The 22,097-nt window shown below is 43.4% G+C and carries 22 protein-coding genes and 1 other RNA gene; 14 read left to right on the forward strand and 9 right to left on the reverse strand.

The genetic code is table 11. The features are described 5' to 3' along the window. Positions 1-11: 11 nt before the first annotated feature. Complete coding sequence (locus ACQEXS_RS01170) at positions 12-602, reverse strand: TetR/AcrR family transcriptional regulator (RefSeq protein WP_367988670.1); 591 nt, start codon at positions 600-602, stop codon at positions 12-14. Between the two features lie 186 nt (positions 603-788). Here ACQEXS_RS01170 and ACQEXS_RS01175 point away from each other — a divergent pair, with 186 nt between their 5' ends. Together ACQEXS_RS01175 and ACQEXS_RS01180 are read left to right on the forward strand one after the other, a co-directional pair. Next, the gene (locus tag ACQEXS_RS01175) at positions 789-1,658 is read left to right on the forward strand and encodes a Tim44 domain-containing protein (RefSeq protein ID WP_427012528.1); all 870 of its coding nucleotides are present in this window, start codon (positions 789-791) and stop codon (positions 1,656-1,658) included. A 115-nt stretch (positions 1,659-1,773) separates the two neighbouring features. Then, positions 1,774-2,091: a DUF1244 domain-containing protein gene (locus tag ACQEXS_RS01180; protein ID WP_367988672.1), complete on the forward strand. Its 318-nt coding sequence runs from the start codon at positions 1,774-1,776 to the stop codon at positions 2,089-2,091. Positions 2,092-2,154: 63 nt separating this feature from the next. Here the strand turns inward: ACQEXS_RS01180 and ACQEXS_RS01185 are convergent, their stop codons facing one another. The 3 genes from ACQEXS_RS01185 to ACQEXS_RS01195 all read right to left on the reverse strand — a co-directional run bounded on the left by ACQEXS_RS01185 (position 2,155) and on the right by ACQEXS_RS01195 (position 4,966). Continuing rightward, positions 2,155-2,496 carry a hypothetical protein gene (locus tag ACQEXS_RS01185; RefSeq protein WP_427012529.1) on the reverse strand — a complete coding sequence of 114 codons (342 nt, stop codon included), beginning with the start codon at positions 2,494-2,496 and terminating at the stop codon, positions 2,155-2,157. A 160-nt stretch (positions 2,497-2,656) separates the two neighbouring features. Next, on the reverse strand, positions 2,657-3,607 hold the full coding sequence (locus ACQEXS_RS01190) for a copper resistance protein NlpE N-terminal domain-containing protein (RefSeq protein WP_427012530.1): 951 nt from the start codon (positions 3,605-3,607) through the stop codon (positions 2,657-2,659). A 288-nt stretch (positions 3,608-3,895) separates the two neighbouring features. Next, positions 3,896-4,966 carry a PLP-dependent cysteine synthase family protein gene (locus ACQEXS_RS01195; RefSeq protein ID WP_427012531.1) on the reverse strand — a complete coding sequence of 357 codons (1,071 nt, stop codon included), beginning with the start codon at positions 4,964-4,966 and terminating at the stop codon, positions 3,896-3,898. 124 nt (positions 4,967-5,090) lie between these two features. Between ACQEXS_RS01195 and ACQEXS_RS01200 the strand changes: the two genes are divergently transcribed. Continuing rightward, entirely contained in the window at positions 5,091-5,549 is a 459-nt protein-coding gene (locus ACQEXS_RS01200) for an Lrp/AsnC family transcriptional regulator (protein WP_427010873.1), read from the forward strand. A gap of 30 nt (positions 5,550-5,579) precedes the next feature. Here ACQEXS_RS01200 and tesB read toward each other — a convergent pair whose 3' ends face one another. Next, on the reverse strand, positions 5,580-6,443 hold the full coding sequence (gene tesB / locus ACQEXS_RS01205; protein ID WP_367988679.1) for an acyl-CoA thioesterase II: 864 nt from the start codon (positions 6,441-6,443) through the stop codon (positions 5,580-5,582). A gap of 217 nt (positions 6,444-6,660) precedes the next feature. Between tesB and ACQEXS_RS01210 the strand changes: the two genes are divergently transcribed. Next, positions 6,661-7,092, forward strand: a complete 432-nt coding sequence (locus ACQEXS_RS01210) for a YbaY family lipoprotein (protein WP_367988680.1) — start codon at positions 6,661-6,663, stop codon at positions 7,090-7,092. Positions 7,093-7,124: 32 nt separating this feature from the next. On the opposite strand, the gene ACQEXS_RS01215 is transcribed toward ACQEXS_RS01210, so the two are convergent. Further along, positions 7,125-7,427 carry an MGMT family protein gene (locus ACQEXS_RS01215; protein WP_427012532.1) on the reverse strand — a complete coding sequence of 101 codons (303 nt, stop codon included), beginning with the start codon at positions 7,425-7,427 and terminating at the stop codon, positions 7,125-7,127. Positions 7,428-7,521: 94 nt separating this feature from the next. Here ACQEXS_RS01215 and ACQEXS_RS01220 point away from each other — a divergent pair, with 94 nt between their 5' ends. From ACQEXS_RS01220 to ACQEXS_RS01260, 9 genes are all read left to right on the forward strand, one after another. Next, complete coding sequence (locus ACQEXS_RS01220; protein ID WP_367988682.1) at positions 7,522-8,262, forward strand: hypothetical protein; 741 nt, start codon at positions 7,522-7,524, stop codon at positions 8,260-8,262. Positions 8,263-8,442: 180 nt separating this feature from the next. Further along, an RNA gene (gene ffs, locus ACQEXS_RS01225) (signal recognition particle sRNA small type) lies at positions 8,443-8,539 on the forward strand. Between the two features lie 583 nt (positions 8,540-9,122). Continuing rightward, positions 9,123-10,754, forward strand: a complete 1,632-nt coding sequence (locus ACQEXS_RS01230) for an ABC transporter substrate-binding protein (RefSeq protein WP_427012533.1) — start codon at positions 9,123-9,125, stop codon at positions 10,752-10,754. Positions 10,755-10,860: 106 nt separating this feature from the next. Next, a complete protein-coding gene (gene oppB / locus ACQEXS_RS01235; RefSeq protein WP_367988700.1) occupies positions 10,861-11,781 on the forward strand; it encodes an oligopeptide ABC transporter permease OppB in 921 nt (306 codons plus the stop codon). A gap of 15 nt (positions 11,782-11,796) precedes the next feature. Beyond that, positions 11,797-12,699, forward strand: a complete 903-nt coding sequence (gene oppC / locus ACQEXS_RS01240; protein WP_367988701.1) for an oligopeptide ABC transporter permease OppC — start codon at positions 11,797-11,799, stop codon at positions 12,697-12,699. Positions 12,700-12,727: 28 nt separating this feature from the next. After that, entirely contained in the window at positions 12,728-13,699 is a 972-nt protein-coding gene (locus tag ACQEXS_RS01245; protein WP_367988702.1) for an ABC transporter ATP-binding protein, read from the forward strand. Next, positions 13,696-14,688, forward strand: a complete 993-nt coding sequence (gene oppF, locus ACQEXS_RS01250; RefSeq protein WP_427010326.1) for a murein tripeptide/oligopeptide ABC transporter ATP binding protein OppF — start codon at positions 13,696-13,698, stop codon at positions 14,686-14,688. Before ACQEXS_RS01245 ends, oppF begins: the two co-directional genes overlap by 4 nt. A gap of 224 nt (positions 14,689-14,912) precedes the next feature. Then, complete coding sequence (azu, locus tag ACQEXS_RS01255; protein WP_427012534.1) at positions 14,913-15,365, forward strand: azurin; 453 nt, start codon at positions 14,913-14,915, stop codon at positions 15,363-15,365. Positions 15,366-15,505: 140 nt separating this feature from the next. Beyond that, positions 15,506-16,459 carry a glutathione S-transferase family protein gene (locus ACQEXS_RS01260; RefSeq protein ID WP_427012535.1) on the forward strand — a complete coding sequence of 318 codons (954 nt, stop codon included), beginning with the start codon at positions 15,506-15,508 and terminating at the stop codon, positions 16,457-16,459. Positions 16,460-16,542: 83 nt separating this feature from the next. Here ACQEXS_RS01260 and pta read toward each other — a convergent pair whose 3' ends face one another. Beyond that, positions 16,543-18,708: a phosphate acetyltransferase gene (pta, locus tag ACQEXS_RS01265; protein WP_367988706.1), complete on the reverse strand. Its 2,166-nt coding sequence runs from the start codon at positions 18,706-18,708 to the stop codon at positions 16,543-16,545. Positions 18,709-18,830: 122 nt separating this feature from the next. Further along, complete coding sequence (locus tag ACQEXS_RS01270) at positions 18,831-20,027, reverse strand: acetate kinase (protein WP_427012536.1); 1,197 nt, start codon at positions 20,025-20,027, stop codon at positions 18,831-18,833. Positions 20,028-20,393: 366 nt separating this feature from the next. On the opposite strand from ACQEXS_RS01270, the gene yfbV reads away from it, so the two are divergent. Beyond that, positions 20,394-20,846: a terminus macrodomain insulation protein YfbV gene (yfbV, locus tag ACQEXS_RS01275; protein WP_367988708.1), complete on the forward strand. Its 453-nt coding sequence runs from the start codon at positions 20,394-20,396 to the stop codon at positions 20,844-20,846. 95 nt (positions 20,847-20,941) lie between these two features. Here the strand turns inward: yfbV and ald are convergent, their stop codons facing one another. Next, positions 20,942-22,066: an alanine dehydrogenase gene (ald, locus tag ACQEXS_RS01280; protein ID WP_427012537.1), complete on the reverse strand. Its 1,125-nt coding sequence runs from the start codon at positions 22,064-22,066 to the stop codon at positions 20,942-20,944. Positions 22,067-22,097: the final 31 nt, after the last annotated feature.

The raw sequence follows: 22,097 nt of genomic DNA on the forward strand, positions 1-22,097 counted from the left end.
TTTCCTTATGCTTACCAATTAGCCAAGTAATTCGAGAGCAGATTTTCGATTAACTCTTTTCCATCAATTGGTTCGGCGGCAAAGAACTTATCATCAACACTCAATAGTGTAATACCGTGAACGCCAGACCATAAAACGCGGCTTGCTTGAAGCACTTCTGAATCGGTACGCTGAGGAGCGAGTACTTTCAATAGCCCTTCCAGCATTGCCGTCATATGATCAATACGTTCCGCTTGCCATTCAGGCAATGCCTCACCATTCATATTGTGTTCAAAGATCAGCTGCCAGCGATGTGGGTGCTTCTGGGCAAAATCATGGTAGCAATATGCCAGTTCATAAAGTGCCGATTGCGGGTCTTGGCAACCAGCAACCACTTTACGTGCGTCTTGTGATAATTCGTCTAATGTTTGCGCGACGGCATGGAGCAACAGAAGATTATAGTTCCCAAATACATTCACTAAAGTACTAGGTACATAGCCAATCATATTTGCGATTTTTCTCAAGCTCAGCTCATGATAAGAGTGTTCGTTGAGAAATTCTTTGACAGTGTCTAGTGTAAGGGCAATAAGCTCCTCACGAGTATGATCGTTTCTACGCGCCATGGTTAAATTATTAATAATGAACAACGTTCAATATTTTAATGACCGATCAAGAGAAGCGTCAACTTGAATAGTGTAATCTTTGCAATATTCTGATACATGTATTGGCTTTTCGCATATTTCATTATCAAGCGTGTGGGGCTATGATTACCCTGCCTCTAAAAGTAAACCTAAACCCTAAGGAAAAATATGAAACGGCTTTTTTCCCTTGTTGCCTTGCTGATGGTTTCAGTTGCCATAACTCCAATCGCTGAAGCGAAGAAGTTTGGCGGTGGTAAATCATTTGGTAAGAGCTATAAAACCGCTCCTGCCCCTAAGCAGCAACAACAAAACACAAATAACATCGGAAAAGATCAAACAACGAAGACCCAAAGCTCAACGAAAAAAGGGTTGATGGGAGGCTTGCTAGGCGGATTGCTTGCTGGCGGTCTATTGGCTGCATTCTTCGGTGGTGCGTTTGAAGGAATCCAGTTTATGGATATCCTGATCATTGGCTTGATTGCTTTCGTCATCTTTAAATTGATGAGAGGAATGCTAGGTGCTAAGCAAGGTAGTATGAATCAGCATCGTCAGCAGCCTGCATTTGGTGGTCAATCACCAAAATTTGAGCAGCCAAATGTGCATAATTTCGAACAGAATGCTGGTGCTTCAAACGGCGGTTTTGGTGGTACGACGGATGTTCCACATAACTACCCACCAGGTTTTGACAAAGCAGCTTTCGTTGAAGGTGCTCGTGAGCACTACCGCATTCTTCAAGGTGCGTGGAACCACAATCAGTTAGAAAAAATTGAAGAATATGTTTCGCCGAGCTTATTAGAAGATCTTAAGTCAGAACGTGCAAAACTTGATGGTGAACAGCATACTGACGTCATGTATGTTGATGCGGACATTGTTCGTGCTGATTACGATGCAAACAAAGCTCAACTGAGTTTGCAGTTTAGTGGCCGCTACCGTGATGCAGTTGAAGGTATCGAAGAGAATATTGAAGATATTTGGCACCTAGAACGTGATCTCACAACACCAAATGCACCTTGGTTGATTGTTGGTATTCAAGGCTAAATTTAACAAATAGTTAGTGATAAAAACGCCCGGAGATATCCGGGCGTTTTTTTATTGAGTATTTTTACGGCTTAGTCATACTGAGTAAGTACACAAAACAAATAAGGAAAGTAAAGTGGCTGAATTTAAGTATAAAAATTTGTCTCAACAACAACAGGATTCTCTAGATGCTGCCGTGTTTCGCCGTTTGCTAAAACATCTTGATGACAATAAGGATGTCCAGAATATTGATTTGATGATCCTAGCTGGTTTCTGTCGTAACTGTTTCAGTAAGTGGTATAAGGCAGAGGCTGAATCACAAAACTTATCACTTGATATTGATGATGCGCGAGAACGAGTTTATGGCATGACTTATGATGAGTGGAAACAAAACCATCAACCTGCAGCCACACCAGAGCAGCTTGCTGCATTCGAAGCCCGCCAGAAGAAATAATGCCCTCTCTACATAATCAGTGAACTTGGTTTGCGAACGTATATTTTGTCGTCACTAACAGCATTACTGGATTATAGGGTAGGTGTATTCGAAAACTCCTGAAGTGGTGAGCTCAAACTGCCAATTTTGGTAATAATAAGTATCAGGCTTGTTTGACACGGGTTTGAGTTTGCTCAGAAAATCAGCGACTCCAGAAGGAGGAATAGTAAAATGGCCAGTGGAAGTGTTTAAGTCTAGGTCGTTGCGAATTTCTAATTGGACTGCGGTTGGTGGCAATATATCTGGCAACCAGCCCCGTTCAAATAGCTTATCTTCCTTAGCTTGTTGGTAAGTATTGTAGTGACTGGTCACAACATCAGAGCAGCCAGTGATCAGAAAAGCCAAAATTAAGGTTAGGAGACGCATAGATTTTGTTCTTGTCATATGTAAGAACATACAGATTAGCGAAAAAGGCATTATATATAAATGCGGGTTATTTTGTTTTTGTTGTTATCTGCCGTTTGTATTATTTACCTGTGGCTCTATGAGAGAAAAAACGCCGGACATGCCGGCGTTTTTTTGATGATTATTTTTGCTTTTTCAGATTGTAAAGCGGAGCTAGGTCACCTGTGATTTTCTCACCGTTCACATCTAGTTTCATCAGTGAATTTTCACCAACCAAGTACTGGTTTGCAGCTTGGTCTTCAGACTCTAGTGTCACGATGTTACCTTGTTTACTCCAAGTGAAGTGGCCTTGTGATTTGAACTCTGCGTTTTCTTTACCTTGATAAACTTGAGTTAAAGAGTAAGTCATATCAGGGTTTAGTGTTAATGTTGTTTGGATACCTACACAATCTGCGCAAGGTACAGTACCTGTGTATGTTCCGTCCCAATCGATGCTCACACGTGCCGAGTCCGCTGAATTATCAAGTGTCATTTTATCAATCACCTGATCGGTTTCTGTTACAACGGCTTCCTGAACATTTGCTGCTTTCTCTGCCACTGCATCTGCTGCATTTGTCGTGGTTTCAGCCACAGCATCGACTGCTGCTGCGGTTGTTTCTGCTACAGCTTGTGTTGCGTTTGAAGCGGTTTCTTGTGCTGAATCGGCAGCGTTTGCTGTCGCTTCTGATACAGAGCCTACAGCTGCTGCTGTTGTTTCTACTGCGCTTGCTGCTGTGTCTTTAACTGCATCCGCAGCATTGGTTGTTGCTTCCGATACAGTGTCGACTGTTGCCGATGTTGTTTCTGCAACAGCATCAACCGTTGTCGTCGCACCTTCCTTCAGTGCTTCTGCTGTTTTTTCTGCACCATCTTTTACCGCTGTTGCTGTATCCGATGCCGCTTCTTTGATCACATCCACTGAGTCACCTGCTACTTCTTTGGCTTTTTCAGCAGAAATGGTTGCGATCTCTTGTGTTTGCTCAAGGATGGTTGTTGAAGACTCAGTCGCTGGCGCTTCTGGTTTATCTGCTGCGGTGTCGCAACCTGCAATTGCAATTGTCAGTACTGCAAGGGCTAGAGCATGCTTTTTCATCTTCATTCCTCTTATTCTATTAATGATTTCCAATCATATGGATTGTGTTGACTTTATTATCTATATGAAGGCATATGCAGCGTCATGCGCTTGTCATTAATTATTCTGAGCCTGTCAGTTTGTTGTGAGTGAATGTCAAGAAAAGCGGGGCGTTGTAAAAACTGCAGCGAGTATCAATTTTGAAATGTTTGAAAGGATATTGGTAGAGCTAGCTATTATGGAATTTAGGCGTTAGGGCCTCTTACAAAAGACTCCCAGTAGGGAGTCTTTTAGGACTAAACTTGTGGTTTACTGTTCCAACTGTCCTGTTGCTTGAAACACTTCCAACTTAGCCATATACGGCTGAAGATCGGCAATATTCTGATTGAGCCATTTATCGTTGTAGTAGGTATCGAGGTAGCGTTCTCCACTGTCACATAATAGAGTGACAATCGAGCCGGTTTCGCCACGTTGCTTCATTTCACTCGCAAGCTGTAATACACCATACAAATTGGTTCCGGTGGATGCGCCTGCTTTCCGACCCAAAATTTTCTCTAGCCAGTGGATGGTTGCGATGCTTGCGGCATCTGGAATAGTGCGCATTTCATCAATGACACCGGGAATGAAGCTTGGCTCAACTCGTGGGCGGCCAATACCCTCAATCTTGCTTCCACACTGACCGGTAAGCTGAGCATTTCCTGTTTTGTAATAGTCGTGGAAAACCGAATTTTCAGGGTCAACCACACACAACTTAGTATCATGTTTTTGATAACGAATAAAACGGCCAATGGTTGCTGATGTGCCTCCTGTTCCCGGGCTCATCACAACCCAAGTTGGAATAGGATGATCTTCCATTTCCATCTGGTTAAAGATTGAGTTGGCAATATTGTTGTTGCCACGCCAGTCAGTTGCTCGTTCAGCATAAGTAAATTGGTCCATGTAATGGCCGTTTAATTCTTTCGCTAAGCGATGAGATTCAGCATAGATTTGATCTGAACGATCAACTAAATGAGCTTTACCGCCGTAAAATTCAATCTGTTCAATTTTTTTACGGGCAGTGCATTTAGGCATGACGGCAATAAAAGGCAACCCTAATAAGCGAGCGAAATACGCTTCAGAAACAGCTGTACTACCTGAAGAAGACTCAATGATCGGTGTATTTGGACCAACCCAGCCGTTACAAATTGCGTATAGAAACAGTGAACGTGCAAGTCGGTGTTTGAGAGAGCCTGTCGGATGGGTGCTTTCATCTTTTAAATAAATGTCGATGCCATCGACGCAAGGAAGGTCGAGCTTGATCAAGTGAGTATCGGCAGAGCGCTGATAATCTGCTTCAATTTTACGAACGGCGTTGTTAATCCAGTTATGATCGGTACACATGATGTTTTCCTCAAGCTTCGTTATGATGATAATTTACCTATTCTTGTAGAGAAAAACTTTGCTTCTTTGTTTGTTGTTTGGTTTAAATGGAGAAAAATATTCTCTTTTGTTGAGGTTGTGAGGAATGGAATTGGATAAGATTGACCGAAAGATACTCGCACTATTGCAAGACGATGGTACTTTGTCGCTGAACGAGCTTGCTGAATCAGTAAATCTAACCACCACGCCTTGCTGGAAGCGGTTGAAAAAATTGGAAGAATCTGGCGTCATTGCAAAGCGGGTTGCGTTGTTGAATCCTGAACTCCTAGATTTATCCTTTACAGCATTTGTTTTGGTAAAAACAAGTGATCATTCACACGAATGGTATAGCCAATTTGTGGCAACGGCTTCCGAGTTCCCCGAAGTCATGGAATTTTATCGTATGGCAGGAGAATACGACTACATGATGAAGGTGCTGGTTAGAGATATGAAGTGTTTTGATGAATTTTACAAAAAGTTGGTTAATTCGGTAGACGGAATTTCTAATGTGACCTCAACATTCGCTATGGAACCTCTCAAATACACCACCGCACTGCCGATATAAAAAAGTGCCCAGCTATGAGCCGGGCGTTGTCTATTTATGATTGAAGCGCATAACACCTTCTTGAACGGCAGACGCAACTAAGTCACCATGACGATTGTATATTTCGCCTCGCACTAAACCTCGGGTATTGCTGGCTGTCGGGCTTTCAATCGCGTAAAGCAGCCAATCATCTAGCTTAAATGGGCGGTGAAACCAAATAGAATGATCAATCGTTGCCACCTGAAAATTTGGTGTCATCAATGACACTTCATGTGGATGTAGTGCTGTCACCAGAAATCCCCAATCGGATGCGTAAGCTAACAAGTATTGATGAATCAATTGGTTGTCTGGCATCTCGCCATTTGCACGGATCCATAAATACTGTTTTGGTTCCGCCTTATGAGGCTTGAGTGGGTTAACTACGGTTACAGGACGCATTTCAATGGGCTTTTCACCACAAAATACTTTCTTGATTTTTTCTGGTAAATAATCAGAAATCCGGGCTGCTAGCTCAGACTCTGATGCAAAGTTTTCTGGGCCGGGGATATCAGGCATGGCATTTTGGTGTTCAAATCCAGGCGCTTCGCCATGATAAGAGGCCGTGAGATAGAAAATGGGTCTGCCATTTTGAATTGCTTTTACTCGTCTTGTGCTGAAGCTCTTCCCGTCTCTTAAATTTTCAACATCATAGATGATGGGTTTTTCAGGATCGCCAGGATAGAGAAAGTAGCTATGAAATGAATGTACTGTGCGATCGGGATCGACGGTATAACGGGCAGCAGAAAGTGCTTGTCCAATGACTTGCCCACCATAAACCTGAGGCAAGCCAAGGTTTTCACTTTGGCCACGAAATAAACCTTCTTCCAGTTTCTCTAGTTGTAACAGGTTTAGCAGTTCGGTTAGTGGTTTACTCATGTCGATTCTCGTTTGCTTTTGACCTATTTATTATTGTACGGTTTTGTACGAGTTGAAAACAAATGTTTGATTTATAAGTAGCAGGATTGAATGTTCTTATTTTTGATACGAGAAAAATAACAGAGTCAAAATCTCGTCAATAGATAAAAACTGTTCATGACAAGAGCAAATTCTCTACCTATAATCTGCCTGAATTAAATAATTGAAGAGAGGCTTTATGAAAAAGGCACTAGTAGCAATAATGTCGGTTGTATTTGGTTTGGCTCTATTTGGTTGTCAGTCATCATCAGACTCAAATGTTGATGAGGCGAAAGTACAATCTATTACAGGTACGATTGCATACCGTGAGCGTATTGCTTTACCAGATAGCGCTATCGTCACTGTTACCCTTGAAGATATTTCTTTAGCAGATGCACCATCAAAAGTGATTGCTAAACATCGTTTTGAAACAAATGGTGCGCAGGTGCCTTTCAATTTTGATCTTGCTTATGATCAGAACAAAATCGAAGCACGTCATACATACAGCGTTCGAGCTCGCATCGAAGTTGATGGAAAACTTCGCTTCACAACTGATACGGTTTACCCTGTGATCACAGATGCAAACCAGACGCAGAAAGTAGACTTACGTCTGGTTGGTGTTCGAGGCTAACCTAACACCTTATTCAATATAAAATGGCATCTCTAGGGCTGCCATTTGTAGTTTTTCAGCCTTACTTTTCCCACTTCATTGACTTCAACCCCTTCGCTTTGTAGCGCATTTCTCTGTCGTTCCATTGCGCTTCCTGTCAAAGAGATCTGTCCTTGACTATTAATGACTCTATACCAAGGTAACTTGCTATCTTTAGGAAGGTTTCCCAATGCCTTACCAACGTGACGAGCGTAACCCGGATAGCCGGCCATTTTTGCAATATCACCGTAAGTTGTTACTTTCCCATAGGGAATTTGGTGAATCACAGCAAAGATTTGTGAGAGAAATTGATCCATACTGGTTTTGTCCTAAGTCGTTAACCAAGTAAGGATACTTGGCTTGTCGCTTTGATGGAATATTGAAGCACAAAGGGTATCAAAAGGAGAGGGCATGGTATTTTCTACACTGCAATTTGTGATAACCACGTTACTTGCTATCGTGTGTGCTCGAGCTTTTAGTCTCAGTCAGGGAGATATCCCAGTACTGGCTATGGTCATTCCTGCTTTGTGGATGCTGCCTTATGGCGGTATTAAAGGCTTGGTGTTGCTTGCGGCTATGACGTTGTATGGGCTAACTCTACCTTATCAACCTATTCCCCTTTCTGTGAGTGTGTGGATTCTATTCCCATTATTGATGGTGGTTTTTTCTAGGCGCAGCAGTATTGGTGTTGTATTAACGGCTGCATTAATAGTGTTGACGTTGGAAGTGGGCATTATGGTGACACAATCTGCGGGAAAATTATCAGGTACCCCACTGGTAACAGTATTGCAGGTAGCGTCTGTTATCGTGATCTGGTGGGCCGCTTCTCATTGGAAGCCTTCATACAAACACAGTTGGTGGGTGTTAGCTCTGATAATCCCTTTGTGGCTGGCTGATTTGTCTTATGCGGTATTAGTCGCGTTAAGCATCACAGGTATGATGGCCTCAATGGAAAGTTTGACAAAACTAACCAGCTTTCGATGGAACAAACTGTTGTGCTGGACGCTTCCTACCGTTGGCTTTGCCGCACTTGTTGTGACTCCGTCAATCGATGTTCCTAATCCCGTGTTTGTTGTTTGGTTGTGTTTATTAGGCACCGCATGGATGACAGACTATATTTTGCGCTCTGCTGAAGAGTACGATGGGGAATAATGCTTTTGAATACCGGCTGCGTTTCATGCGAGAAGTGGTTAGATTAGTCTAATTTGCTTATTTGCTGCCCACTTAGCGCTGAATTAGGCATTTATTGCGATTGAACCCTTGCATTGCATCACGTGATAATGAATAATCTCCGCACTCTTCGGGAAACTGAAGAAAACAAATCGATGGAGGCCCTGGTCCTCCCGCAACAATAGCTCGTGAACTCGGTCAGGTCCGGAAGGAAGCAGCCGCAGCGTGTGACTTGTGTGCCGGGATGTGGCTGGGGCCTTCGCCCATCTGAACGTTAGTAAATTTACTGATCCTGTTATTTTTGTCCTATTTCTCTTTTGAATATTTTTCCTCTTAAAAGAACTCATTCTGAATAACTATTTACTAAGAAAAAATACTTATTTTATTCGGTGTTTTTCTATACGTAACTCTTCTTATTTAACGCGTGATTCCGCTCACGTTTTACCTCATTTAATAAGACGAATGTAGCTATTTGTTATCCTGATTACATAACTTTTGTTAAATTTTATGCACAATGCCTAGCATAAGATGCTAAAAATAAGTGTCTTATTAGATTATTTGGCACTTCAATCTATTGGCAAAAGATTTCCTATTGGAAAGTGCCGCAAATGTTAACTGTGGTAGTGATATTTGCTAATTTGTTGAGGTAATCGGAGAATTATAAGATTTTTTGCTACATTTTTATGGCAAATTACTTCAATGATTGCTACTGTGTGCCGCAATCTTTGTAAGGTTTTAGATTTTTTTGCTTATTTTGCAGTCAAAATAAATCTAAATCACTTCCGTTCAAGTGAACTTGCAAAGAAGTCATGGATGCAAAATGAAAACTTGGAGTTTTACGCATGTATAAGAACAAAATCACACAAGCCCTTCTTCTAGGTGCAGGTCTAGCAGTGGCCGCCACTTCAACTACAACTTTTGCCGCTGACGTTCCAGCTGGCACTAAATTAGCAGAAAAACAAGAGATCGTTCGTGGTAATGGTGCGGAAGTTGCGACCATTGACCCTCACAAATCTCAAGGTGTTTCTGAATCTCACGTTATTCGTGACCTTCTTGAAGGCTTGGTGAATCAAGATGCCGAAGGTAATACTATTCCTGGTATCGCAGAATCTTGGGAAACGGCAGACAACAAAACGTTCACTTTCCACCTACGTAAAGATGCAATTTGGTCAAACGGCGATCCTGTAACAGCTAAAGACTTTGTATACAGTTGGCAACGTGCTGTCGACCCAGCAACCGCTTCGCCATACTCTTGGTACATGGAATACACCAAGATGAAGAATGCTAAAGATATCGTTGCTGGTAAGAAAGACAAAAGTACACTTGGTGTGAAAGCAGTTGATGATTACACGTTAGTTGTTGAACTAGAGACGGCAGTTCCATATTTTGTGATGATGACAGGTCACACAACAACTAAACCAGTACACCAAGCAACGGTTGAAAAGTTTGGTGATCAGTGGACTAAGCCTGAAAACTTCGTTGGGAATGGTGCATACGTAGTTGATAACTGGGTAGTGAATGAACGTTTGGTTCTTAAGCGTAACGAAAAGTATTGGGATAACGATAAAACTGTTCTAAACAAAGTTACATTTTTGCCAATTGAAAACCAAGTAGCAGAAATGAACCGCTTCTTAGCAGGTGAAATTGACGCGACTTATGAGATTCCAAATGAACATTTCCGTCGTTTGAAGAAAGAGCATCCAGAATCTCTTTCAATCACAGGTAACCTGTGTACTTACTACTACATCTTCAACACTAAGAAAAAGCCATTTGATGATGTTCGTGTACGTAAGGCAATCTCTTATGCAATTGACCGTAACATCGTAACAGACGCAATTCTTGGCCAAGGTCAAAAACCTGCATATTTCCTAACACCTGAAATTACAGCTAACTTTAACCCTGAGACACCAGAATACGGCAAGATGACACAAAAAGAGCGTAACGCAGAAGCCGCTCGTCTTCTTGAAGAAGCTGGCTTTGGTAAAGATAACCCGCTTAAGTTTACGCTTCTATACAACACATCTGAAAACCACAAGAAGATTGCTGTTGCACTTGGTTCAATGTGGAAGAAGACACTTGGTCTTGATGTAACTCTTGAAAACCAAGAGTGGAAGACTTACTTGTCAACAAAAGACTCGGGTAACTTTGAAGTTTCACGCGCAGGTTGGTGTGGTGATTACAATGAAGCCTCGTCATTCTTAACGCTAATGAAGAGCACCAATACTACTGGTGGTATTCACTACGATAGCAAAGAATACGATGCGATCATGGAAAAAGCACTGTCTTCAACATCTGAAGCTGAGCGTACTGCACTTTACCTAGACGCTGAAAAGCTACTGGCTAAAGACATGCCAATTGCTCCAATTTACCAGTACGTTAAAACACGTCTACTGTCTCCTAAAGTTGGTGGTTTCCCAGTAAACAACCCAGAAGAAAAGATCTACTCAAAAGATCTTTATATCAAAGCTCAGTAATCAACTAAGCTGATAAAACTATAAGTAATCTAGACACTGCATGTGCCATCGCGCATATGCAGCGTCTCTTATCATTTAAACTGTCACAGACTGAAAGAGTGAGTTTATGCTTAAATTCATCGCAAAAAGGATATTTGAGGCGATCCCAACGATGTTGGTTTTGATCACCGTATCTTTCTTTCTCATGCGTTTCGCACCGGGTAATCCGTTTTCAACTGAAAAACCATTACCTCCAGAGGTTATGGCGAATATCGAAGCCAAATATGGCCTAGATAAGCCGGTGTTTGAACAATACACAACCTATCTAACCAATGTCATTCAAGGCGATTTTGGCCCGTCATTTAAGTACTTAGATTATTCGGTAAATGAACTGATCTCCGTTGCTTTGCCTGTTTCAGCGAAAGTCGGTTTTGCTGCCTTTATCTTTACGTTGATCATGGGAGTGGGTGTTGGCACCATAGCCGCGTTAAAGCAAAATACATGGATGGACTACAGTATTATGTCCACAGCAATGCTGGGGGTGGTAATGCCATCTTTTGTTCTTGCACCAACCCTGATTTATATCTTCTCTATCAACCTCGGCTGGTTCCCAGCGGGCGGTTGGCATGATGGTTCGTTTAAATACATGGCTCTACCAGTAATTGGTATGTCTCTCCTATATGTCGCGACTTTTGCCCGTATTACACGTGGTTCGATGATTGAAACGCTAAACAGCAACTTTATCCGTACTGCACGTGCTAAAGGTTTAAGCTACCGCTACATCATTTTAAAACATGCTTTAAAACCTGCGTTATTACCTGTTGTTTCATATATGGGCCCTGCGTTTGTTGGGATCATTACAGGTTCTGTAGTTATCGAAACCATTTTTGGTTTACCCGGTATTGGTAAGCTATTCGTTAACGCCGCGTTTAACCGCGACTATTCCCTAGTAATGGGTGTAACCATTTTGATTGGTTTCCTATTCATTCTATTCAATGCAATCGTCGATATTTTGTTGGCAATGATTGATCCGAAGATTCGCTACTAACAGGGAAGTATGGTTATGTTAACGAAAAAAGAGAACTTAGAAGCGATTGAGAAATTCTCTGAGAACTTGGAGATCGAAGGTCGCAGTTTATGGCAAGACGCCCGCATCCGTTTTATGCGCAACAAAGCGGCAATGGTGAGTCTGTTTATTCTTGCGTTGATGACGCTTGCAGTCATCTTCTTGCCGATGATGGCTCAATATGCATTTGATGATACAGACTGGTATGCAATGCATGTGGGTCCAAATGCCGACCATTGGTTTGGTACTGACAGTTTAGGGCGTGATCTCTATGTTCGCACTCTAATCGGTGGCCGTATCTCGCTGATGGTTGGGGTAATGGGCGCATTTGTCGCAGTACTGATTGGTACTTTGTATGGTGCAGCATCAGGTTTTATTGGTGGGCGTACGGACCGCATCATGATGCGGATTCTTGAGATCCTCTATGCTGTTCCGTTTATGTTCCTAGTTATCGTTTTGGTTACTTTCTTTGGACGCAACATTATTTTGATCTTCGTTGCGATCGGTGCCATTGCGTGGCTAGATATGGCACGTATTGTACGTGGACAAACACTTAGTTTGCGTAGCAAAGAGTTTATCGAAGCGGCGCATGTGTGTGGTGTGAGTAAATGGAAAATCATTACGCGTCACATTGTTCCAAACGTATTGGGTATCGTCGCGGTTTACTCGACGCTACTTATCCCAAGTATGATTCTGACGGAATCATTCCTTTCATTCCTTGGTCTTGGTGTTCAGGAACCAATGACGAGTTGGGGCGCACTTCTGCAAGAAGGTGCTCAGACAATGGAAGTAGCAATCTGGCAGCTAGCATTCCCAGCAGCGTTTATGGTTGTGACTCTATTCTGCTTCAACTACGTTGGTGACGGCCTGCGCGACGCGCTTGATCCAAAAGACAGATAATTAAAAATAAAAGATTAAGGAAGCAATGATGAGCTTATTAGATGTCAAAGATCTGCGAGTCGAATTCACCACACAAGATGGTATTGTTACCGCAGTAAACGATCTGAACTTTTCACTAAACCAAGGGGAAACTCTAGGTATCGTGGGTGAGTCTGGTTCAGGTAAATCACAAACCGTATTTGCTATCATGGGGCTCTTGGCAAAAAACGGTATTATTTCAGGAAGCGCGAAATTTGAAGGTAACGAAATCTTAAACCTTCCTGAGAAAGCACTGAACAAAGTCCGCGCAGAACAGATCGCGATGATCTTCCAAGACCCGATGACGTCACTTAACCCATATATGAAAGTCAGTGATCAACTGATGGAAGTATTGATGCTGCATAAAGGAATGGGTAAAGCTGAGGCATTTGAAGAATCAGTGCGTATGCTTGAAGCGGTTAAAATTCCAGAAGCGCGTAAGCGTATTACGATGTACCCCCATGAGTTTTCTGGTGGTATGCGCCAGCGTGTGATGATTGCGATGGCTCTGCTATGTCGTCCAAAATTATTGATTGCAGACGAACCAACCACAGCACTTGATGTGACCGTTCAGGCTCAGATCATGGATCTACTGAATGAGCTGAAAGATGAGTTCAACACAGCAATCATTATGATCACGCACGACTTGGGTGTGGTTGCGGGCTCTTGTGACAAAGTACTTGTGATGTATGCAGGCCGTACCATGGAATACGGAACAGTAGATGAAATTTTCTACAATCCAAGCCACCCTTATGCGGAAGGTCTACTAAAGGCGATTCCACGCCTAGATACCGAAGGTGAAATTCTGCCAACTATCCCAGGCAACCCACCAAACTTACTTCATTTACCACCAGGCTGCCCTTACCAAGAGCGTTGCCATAGGGTGACAGACCGTTGTAAGAGTGAAGCGCCAATCCTGACGCCATTTGGTGATGGCCGTCAGCGCGCGTGTTTTTCTGATTGGGAGGCTTGGACAAAATGAGTGCAGAAAAGAAATTACTATTAGACGTAAAAGATCTAAAGGTTCACTTCAGTATTGCAGCTAAGTCAGCTTGGCCTTGGACTAAGCCGTCAAACTTAAAAGCTGTCGATGGCGTAAATATCCGACTCTATGAAGGGGAAACGCTGGGTGTCGTTGGTGAATCTGGTTGTGGCAAATCGACGTTCGCTCGTGCCATTATCGGCTTAGTCGAAGCAACGGATGGTGAAGTGGTTTGGTTAGGCCAAGATGTCACCAAAATGCGTGAAGTTCAGCGCCGTGAAACGCGTAAAGAGATGCAAATGATTTTCCAAGATCCACTGGCATCGCTTAACCCACGTATGACGGTTGGGGATATAATCGCTGAGCCATTAGAGACCTTTTACCCGCAGCTTTCTAAAGATGAAGTTAAGTCGCGCGTAAAAGAAATGATGGCGAAAGTTGGTTTATTGCCAAACGTTATCAACCGTTATCCTCATGAGTTTTCAGGTGGTCAGTGTCAACGTATCGGCATTGCCCGTGCTTTGATCCTAAACCCGAAAATGATTATCTGTGATGAGCCGGTTTCGGCATTGGATGTATCAATTCAAGCTCAGGTTGTTAACTTGTTGAAAGAGTTGCAAAAAGAGCTTGGTCTTTCTCTGGTTTTCATTGCTCACGACCTCTCTGTCGTAAAACATATTTCTGACCGTGTGTTGGTTATGTATTTGGGTAACGCTGTAGAGCTTGGCGAAGCAGATGCCTTGTTTGCTGATCCTAAGCACCCGTACACGCGTGCTCTTATGTCAGCGGTTCCAATTCCGGATCCGAAAATTGAGCGTTTGAAAGAGATTGAGATGCTAGAAGGCGATCTTCCATCGCCAATTAATCCTCCTTCTGGTTGTGTTTTCCGAACTCGTTGCCCACAGGCAACTGAAGCGTGTGCTCAAACAAAACCAAGCATCAAAGGGAACGACATTCATGCCGTTTCTTGTTTACATGTTGACGTGTAATTATTGGTTCAGCCTGTGACGGGCTTAAGCGCGGCATCTCTCGGGAGCCGCGCCTTTTTTATGCCTGATCTTACCCAAGAAGCCAATTGAAAAAAGTTCTCATTAAAATGTCACAGTCTGATCTGCCCTAAAGTTTTATTCCTTTTCCTAATAGATAATGCATCAGGGATTCATCATAGAATGAACCTTAGTTGTAAAATTTTAAGCTCAACGAGGAATTAACTATGCGATTACGTGTTTTTGTAACCCTACTTATGTTAGGGAGTACTACTTTTGCTGTTCAGGCGACAGAACAATGCGACGTCACTGTCGATGCCAATGATATGATGCAGTTTTCAACGAATACCTTGAACGTTTCTTCATCATGTAAAGAAGTGACATTAACGTTGAATCATACTGGGAAGCTACCGGCAACTTCGATGGGGCATAATGTTGTGATTGTTGATACAGCCAATGTTCAAGCGGTAGGTACTGAAGGCATGTCTGCTGGCATTGATAATGCGTATGTTAAACCAAACGACGCTCGTGTCTATGCTCATACTAAAGTGATTGGTGGTGGTGAAAGCACTAAGGTCACATTCAGCCTTGATAAAATGAAAGCAGGAGGAAATTACAGCTTCTTTTGCTCATTTCCAGGACATTGGGCCATCATGCGCGGTAAATTTGTTATCCAGTGATGCTTGACTGGAAATTGACCGGATTCAATGAGTCCGTGTCAATCAAATAATTAGAACAAATAAGCCAGCTTATTCGAGTTTTTACTGAGCTGGCTTTTTTTATACTTAGCTCATACAGATTAAACAGTCAGGAGTATGGAATGGGCAAGTTGGTACAAGGGGTATGGCACAATGTTTGGTACGATACAAAAAATAACAACGGGCGATTTATACGAGAAGACGCTGGCTTTCGTAATTGGATCGAAGACAAGGTAGATACCGTTTTTAAACCTGAGTCGGGCCGCTATCATCTGTACGTCTCATTGGCGTGTCCATGGGCTCACCGTACTTTGATCTTTCGTAAATTAAAAAAGCTGGAAACACATATTGATGTGACAGTGGTGTGTCCTGATATGTTAGAGGAAGGGTGGTATATGGGCTTGCCAGAGCCATTATTTGGCTATAAGAAGCTTCATCAACTTTATACCAAAGCAAAGCCGGATTACACCGGACGGGTTACCGTTCCGGTATTGTGGGACAAAAAGCTCAACACGATTGTCAGCAATGAGTCGTCAGAAATTATTCGCATGTTTAACTCTGAGTTTAATGTGTTGACTGGTGAAGAGTCAGACTATTACCCAGAACCACTAAGAGCGGTTATTGATGAGTGGAATGCGTATGTTTATTCAAGCATCAATAATGGCGTTTATCGCTGTGGTTTTGCCACCACGCAAGATGCTTACGAAGAAGCCTATGATGCACTGTTTGCGGCATTAGATAAAGTGGATGCCCATCTAGCTACACATCGTTATTTAGCGGGAAATACATTAACTGAAGCTGACTGGCGACTGTTTACGACCTTAGTGCGGTTTGATGCTGTATATGTGGGACACTTTAAATGCAATAAAAAACGCATTGCGGATTATGCGCATTTGCAGGGATATTTAAAAGAGCTCTATCAAGTTGACGGAATTAAAGAAACCACGGATTTCTACCATATTAAACGGCATTATTATTTCAGTCACACGGGAATTAACCCGACGCAAGTGGTGCCAAAGGGACCGGAATTAGATCTTGATTCGCCTCACGGGCGTGAAGGTGTCGGTGACGCATAGTCGTTCAAGCAGTGCAATTGTTGAACGACAAATAAAAAACCTCGCCGTGGCGAGGTTTTATTATTTTGGAAGAAGCGAAGTAATTAGTTAACTGCTTTTTCGCGAGCTTGGTCAGCTTGATCTGCCTGAATCGCAGTTAGAGCAACTGTGTACACGATATCGTCTACTAGTGCGCCGCGAGATAGATCGTTTACAGGCTTGCGCATACCTTGCAGCATTGGACCGATAGAAACTAGGTCAGCTGAACGTTGTACCGCTTTGTAAGTCGTGTTACCCGTGTTTAGGTCTGGGAATACGAATACCGTCGCTTTACCTGCTACTGGAGAGTTAGGCGCTTTAGAAGCTGCCACATTTTCCATGATCGCTGCGTCGTACTGTAGAGGACCGTCGATCACTAGATCTGGACGTTTCTCTTGAGCAATCTTAGTTGCTTCACGTACTTTATCTACGTCTGCACCCTTACCAGATTCACCAGTAGAGTAAGAGATCATAGCAACGCGTGGGTCGATACCGAATGCTGCTGCAGAGTCAGCAGATTGGATAGCGATTTCAGCAAGCTGTTCTGCTGTTGGATCTGGGTTGATCGCACAGTCACCGTAAACCAATACTTGGTCAGGTAGCAGCATGAAGAATACAGAAGATACGATAGACGCATCAGGTGCAGTCTTGATGATTTGGAACGGAGGAACGATAGTGTTTGCTGTGGTGTGAACCGCACCAGAAACTAGACCGTCTACTTCGTCGTTCTCAAGCATCATTGTGCCTAGGAATACTGAATCTTGTAGTTTCTCGCGAGCAACAACTTCAGTCATACCTTTCGCGCCACGTAGCTCAACTAGGCGAGCAACGTAGTTTTCACGAACTTCATCAGAGTTGATGATAGTTACGCCAGCACCTAGCTCAACGCCTTGCTGTGCTGCAACGCGACGGATTTCGTCTGGGTTACCTAGAAGCACACATTCTGCGATGCCGCGTTCAGCACAAATAGCCGCAGCTTTAACAGTACGTGGCTCATCACCTTCAGGAAGAACGATACGCTTGCCAGCTTTACGAGCGAACTCAGTCAGCTGGTAACGGAATGCTGGTGGGCTTAGACGACGAGACTTCTGAGTGCCTTCAGTCATAGATTCGATCCAGTTACCGTCGATGTGACCAGCAACGTGCTCGTTGATGAACTCGATACGCTCTTTATCGTCAGCAGGCACTTCGATAGAGAAGCTCTGTAGGTTTAGAGAAGTCTGCCAAGTGTTACCTTGTGCTTTGAAGATCGGTAGACCCGTTTCGAATGCTGGCTTACATAAACCTGCAATCTCTTCAGGAATGTCGTAACCGCCAGTTAGAAGCACTGCACCGATATCAACGCCGTTCATGGCTGCAAGTGCTGCTGCAACGATAACGTCTGGACGGTCTGCCGAAGTAACAAGTAGAGAGCCTGGTTTGAAGTGCTCAATCATGTTTGGCAGAGAACGTGCACAGAAAGTGATGCTCTTAATACGACGAGTCGCGATGTCACCTTCGTTGATGATGTCAGCGTTTAGGTGCTGAGCCATATCGATAGCACGAGTAGCGATTAGATCGATGCTCCATGGCACGCAGCCTAGTACACGAATTGGAGAAGTGTTGAAGATTTCCATCACTTTCATTTCGTTTTGCTTCGCGCTGTCTGCATCGTCAAAGATTTCAGATAGGTCAGGGCGAGTACGGCCAGCTTCGTCAACAGGTGCGTTTAGCTTGTTGATGATTACGCCAGAAATGTTCTTGTTCTTAGTACCACCGAAGTTAGAACATGCTACTTCGATACGCTCTTTAAGTTGCGCTGGGTTATCGGTACCTGGAGTAGCAACAAGAACAATTTCTGCGCCTAGAGTTGCCGCGATCTCTGCGTTCACTTGGTTAGCGAATGGATGCTTACGAGTTGGTACTAGACCTTCGATAAGCGTTACTTCTGCATCTTTATTGATTTGGTTGTAACGCTCAACAACAGTTTCTAGCAGCTCGTCCATGTTGTCGTTACCGATTAGGCTTTCAGCAACAGACATTGCCATAGCTTGGCCGATCTTCATATCGCTGTTGTAACCAACGATCGTTGACGTTAGATCAGGCTGATCACCACCAGAACGAGGCTGACAGATTGGCTTGTAGAAAGAAACCTTAACACCTTTGCGCTCCATTGCGCGAAGAACACCCATGCTAACGCTAGTTAGACCAACACCAGCGCTTGCAGGGATAAGCATAATAGTACGAGACATTCGTAGAGTACCTTTAGCTATTGGGGATAAAAGCTCAACTCTTATTCCTTAGTGGTAATTGGAATAGGAGTTGAGCCCCTTAATAAAATACTGGCTAGCGAAATGCTAGCCAGTGAAAGTCATTAAAGACCTGCTAGGCGCGCAGTGTCTTCAGCGATAACTAGCTCTTCGTTAGTAGAGATAACCATTGCTGGGATGCGGCTGTTCGCAGTAGTGATTGTGCCTTCGCCGCCGAAGCGTGCTTTAAGGTTTGCTTCACCATCAACTTCAATACCAAATACACCTAGACGGTTTAGAACCATTTCACGGATAGGTGCAGAGTTTTCACCGATACCACCGGTGAATACGATAGCGTCAAGACGACCGTCTAGAGTAGCAGTGTAACCAGCTACGTATTTCGCTAGGCGGTGCGCGAATACGTCCATTGCACGAGTTGCTTCTGCTTTTTCACCGTAGTTGTCTTCAACGAAACGACAGTCAGATGTCACTTCAGTTAGGCCTTGTAGACCAGACTCTTTAGTTAGCATCGTGTTGATTTGCTCAACAGAGTAACCTAGTGCGTCATGTAGGTGGAAGATGATAGCAGGGTCGATGTCACCACAACGAGTACCCATCACTAGACCTTCAAGAGGAGTTAGACCCATAGACGTATCTACAGATTTGCCATTTTTAATTGCACATACAGATGCACCGTTACCTAGGTGGCAGTTGATGATGTTTAGTTCATCTGCTGGTTTACCTAGACGCTCTGCAGCTTCACGAGCGATAAATAGGTGAGAAGTACCGTGCATGCCGTAACGGCGGATACCGTGGTCTTTGTATAGGCTGTATGGAAGAGCGTATAGGTATGCTTCTTCAGGCATTGATTGATGGAATGCAGTATCGAATACAGCAGACATTGGTAGGCTAGGGAATGCTTTTTGAGCCGCTTTGATACCGATGATTGCTGCTGGGTTGTGAAGAGGTGCTAGTGTTGCACAATCTTCGATACCTTTAACAACGTCATCAGTGATAAGAGCAGATTGAGTGAATTTCTCGCCGCCATGTACAACGCGGTGACCAATCGCTTTTAGTTGCTCAGCAAGTTCTGGCTTAGAAGCAAGAATAGTTTCAACGATGAAAGATAGCGCTTCATCGTGTGCAGCGCCTTCACCTAGTTGTGCTTCGTGCTTGCCATCAAGTTTCCACTTGATACGAGCTTCTGGAAGGTGAAGACATTCTGCAAGACCTGTTAGGTGCTCGTCGCCGTTTGCTGCATCAACAATAGCGAACTTAAGAGAAGAACTACCGCAGTTTAAAACTAAAACTAGCTTAGACATGAGTGACTACCTGTTATTCGTCTGATAATAAAATCAGTTAAGGATGAAAATTAATCTCAAGAATAGTCGAACTGTCTGGCAGCGCGTACTAATCTTGGTCAAAAAAACTGTAATTTCCTTATAGTGAGACGTTACTTTACCGTGAAAGTAACCTGTGCAATCCTTGCAGATATCGTCACAGAGTTGCCTTAATTGTAAATAACAGCAACAATGAGATTGAGGGTGCGCAAAGGATAGCGATAATAGACAAATATAACAAAAAAAATTTGAAAGAATATTAACTTTCGTCAATTTTTTACGCGAGTAGTTGAATCTTTCAACTAAATTTGAGTCAGCGTCGACCCAAAAGTGAAGTGAGAGAGCATTATGAGTAATAAAGTCGGTTTAGTTCATAGTTTGCGAGATGGACAGAAGTACATGGATATTTGGCCAATGCGCAAAGAGTTAAATTTACTCTTTCCTGAACAGCGTATTATTAAGGCGACGCGTTTTGGTGTGAAGGTCATGCCAGCGATTGCTGCGATCAGTGTGCTTACCCAGATGGCTTTTAATAACTATCAAGCAATGCCTCAAGCTGTAATTATGGCACTCTTCGCAATTAGCTTACCCATTCAAGGTATGTGGTGGTTAGGAAACCGTGCGAATACTCAGCTTCCTCCAGCATTAGCGGGGTGGTATCGTGAAATTTATCAGAAAATTACTGAAAGTGGCTTTGCACTAGAGCCAATCAAAGCTCAGCCTCGCTATAAAGAACTGGCTCAAATTTTAAATCGAGCGTTTCGCCAACTTGATAAGTCGTCATTAGAACGTTGGTTTTAAATTACCTTGATGTTGTTGCGACCACACAACACCAACTCTCAAACACAAAAACGGCCACTTAATATAAGTGGCCGTTTTTGTGTTGAGTTGTAATATTAGCCAAACATTGCGATAGCCTTAGCTGGTTCGATGTACTCCAAGTTGAAACTCTCAGCGACTTCTTTACATGTGACTTTACCGTGAATGACGTTTAGGCCTTTTAGGAAGCCTTCATCGCTCATGAGCGCGTCGCGATAACCAAGATTTGCAAGCTTAATAATATAAGGAAGGGTTGCGTTATTGAGGGCAAATGTTGAGGTACGTGCAACCGCTCCAGGCATGTTCGCAACACAGTAGTGAACGACATCATCAACAATATAAGTTGGGTCGGCATGAGTTGTTGCGTGTGAGGTTTCAAAGCAGCCTCCTTGATCAATGGCTACATCTACAACAGCAGAACCTGGCTTCATTTTTTCAATGTGCGCTTTAGTCACTAGTTTCGGAGCGGCAGCTCCGGGGATCAATACAGCACCAATAACAAGATCAGCGTCTAACACGTGCTTTTCAATCGCATCTTCTGTCGAGTAAACCACTTTCGCACGGCCTTGGAATTCTTCATCTAGGCGACGTAATGTATCTACATTCCGATCTAAAATTGTCACGTCTGCACGCAGTCCAACGGCCATACGTGCGGCATTTGCCCCGACCACACCACCGCCAACAACGACTACTTTCGCAGGTTCAACACCTGGAACGCCACCTAGTAATAAGCCTTGTCCACCGTGAGATTTCTCCAAAGTTTGTGCACCAGCTTGAATAGACATGCGGCCTGCGACCTCAGACATTGGTGCTAATAGTGGCAAGCGACCCATATTATCTGTTACAGTCTCATAGGCTATACAGACAGCTTTGCTCTTGATTAGCTCTTCAGTTTGTGGAAAATCTGGTGCTAGGTGCAAATACGTAAATAATATTTGCCCCTCTCGGAGCATGGCTCGCTCGATAGCTTGAGGTTCTTTAACCTTGACAATCATATCTGCTTTCGCGAAAACGTCAGCAGCAGTAGGAAGAATGGATGCGCCTACAGCGATGTAATCATCGTCTGAAAAACCGATGCCATTACCAGCATTGGTTTCAACAAAAACTTGGTGACCTTGTGAGACAAGTTCGCGAACGCTTGCTGGGATCATACCCACTCGGTACTCGTGGTTTTTGATTTCTTTAGGTACGCCAATGATCATCCTGACTCCTCATTTTATTTTGGTTGTATTG

Source organism: Vibrio sp. TRT 17S01 (genome assembly GCF_050113695.1).
Taxonomy (GTDB): domain Bacteria; phylum Pseudomonadota; class Gammaproteobacteria; order Enterobacterales; family Vibrionaceae; genus Vibrio.

Coding starts and splice junctions, on each gene's coding strand:
- ACQEXS_RS01170 (WP_367988670.1), bottom strand. CDS start 602: ATGGCGCGTAGAAACGATCATACTCGTGAGGAGCTTATTGCCCTTACA.
- ACQEXS_RS01175 (WP_427012528.1), top strand. CDS start 789: ATGAAACGGCTTTTTTCCCTTGTTGCCTTGCTGATGGTTTCAGTTGCC.
- ACQEXS_RS01185 (WP_427012529.1), bottom strand. CDS start 2,496: ATGCGTCTCCTAACCTTAATTTTGGCTTTTCTGATCACTGGCTGCTCT.
- ACQEXS_RS01190 (WP_427012530.1), bottom strand. CDS start 3,607: ATGAAAAAGCATGCTCTAGCCCTTGCAGTACTGACAATTGCAATTGCA.
- ACQEXS_RS01195 (WP_427012531.1), bottom strand. CDS start 4,966: ATGTGTACCGATCATAACTGGATTAACAACGCCGTTCGTAAAATTGAA.
- ACQEXS_RS01200 (WP_427010873.1), top strand. CDS start 5,091: ATGGAATTGGATAAGATTGACCGAAAGATACTCGCACTATTGCAAGAC.
- tesB (WP_367988679.1), bottom strand. CDS start 6,443: ATGAGTAAACCACTAACCGAACTGCTAAACCTGTTACAACTAGAGAAA.
- ACQEXS_RS01210 (WP_367988680.1), top strand. CDS start 6,661: ATGAAAAAGGCACTAGTAGCAATAATGTCGGTTGTATTTGGTTTGGCT.
- ACQEXS_RS01215 (WP_427012532.1), bottom strand. CDS start 7,427: ATGGATCAATTTCTCTCACAAATCTTTGCTGTGATTCACCAAATTCCC.
- ACQEXS_RS01220 (WP_367988682.1), top strand. CDS start 7,522: ATGGTATTTTCTACACTGCAATTTGTGATAACCACGTTACTTGCTATC.
- ACQEXS_RS01230 (WP_427012533.1), top strand. CDS start 9,123: ATGTATAAGAACAAAATCACACAAGCCCTTCTTCTAGGTGCAGGTCTA.
- oppB (WP_367988700.1), top strand. CDS start 10,861: ATGCTTAAATTCATCGCAAAAAGGATATTTGAGGCGATCCCAACGATG.
- oppC (WP_367988701.1), top strand. CDS start 11,797: ATGTTAACGAAAAAAGAGAACTTAGAAGCGATTGAGAAATTCTCTGAG.
- ACQEXS_RS01245 (WP_367988702.1), top strand. CDS start 12,728: ATGAGCTTATTAGATGTCAAAGATCTGCGAGTCGAATTCACCACACAA.
- oppF (WP_427010326.1), top strand. CDS start 13,696: ATGAGTGCAGAAAAGAAATTACTATTAGACGTAAAAGATCTAAAGGTT.
- azu (WP_427012534.1), top strand. CDS start 14,913: ATGCGATTACGTGTTTTTGTAACCCTACTTATGTTAGGGAGTACTACT.
- ACQEXS_RS01260 (WP_427012535.1), top strand. CDS start 15,506: ATGGGCAAGTTGGTACAAGGGGTATGGCACAATGTTTGGTACGATACA.
- pta (WP_367988706.1), bottom strand. CDS start 18,708: ATGTCTCGTACTATTATGCTTATCCCTGCAAGCGCTGGTGTTGGTCTA.
- ACQEXS_RS01270 (WP_427012536.1), bottom strand. CDS start 20,027: ATGTCTAAGCTAGTTTTAGTTTTAAACTGCGGTAGTTCTTCTCTTAAG.
- yfbV (WP_367988708.1), top strand. CDS start 20,394: ATGAGTAATAAAGTCGGTTTAGTTCATAGTTTGCGAGATGGACAGAAG.
- ald (WP_427012537.1), bottom strand. CDS start 22,066: ATGATCATTGGCGTACCTAAAGAAATCAAAAACCACGAGTACCGAGTG.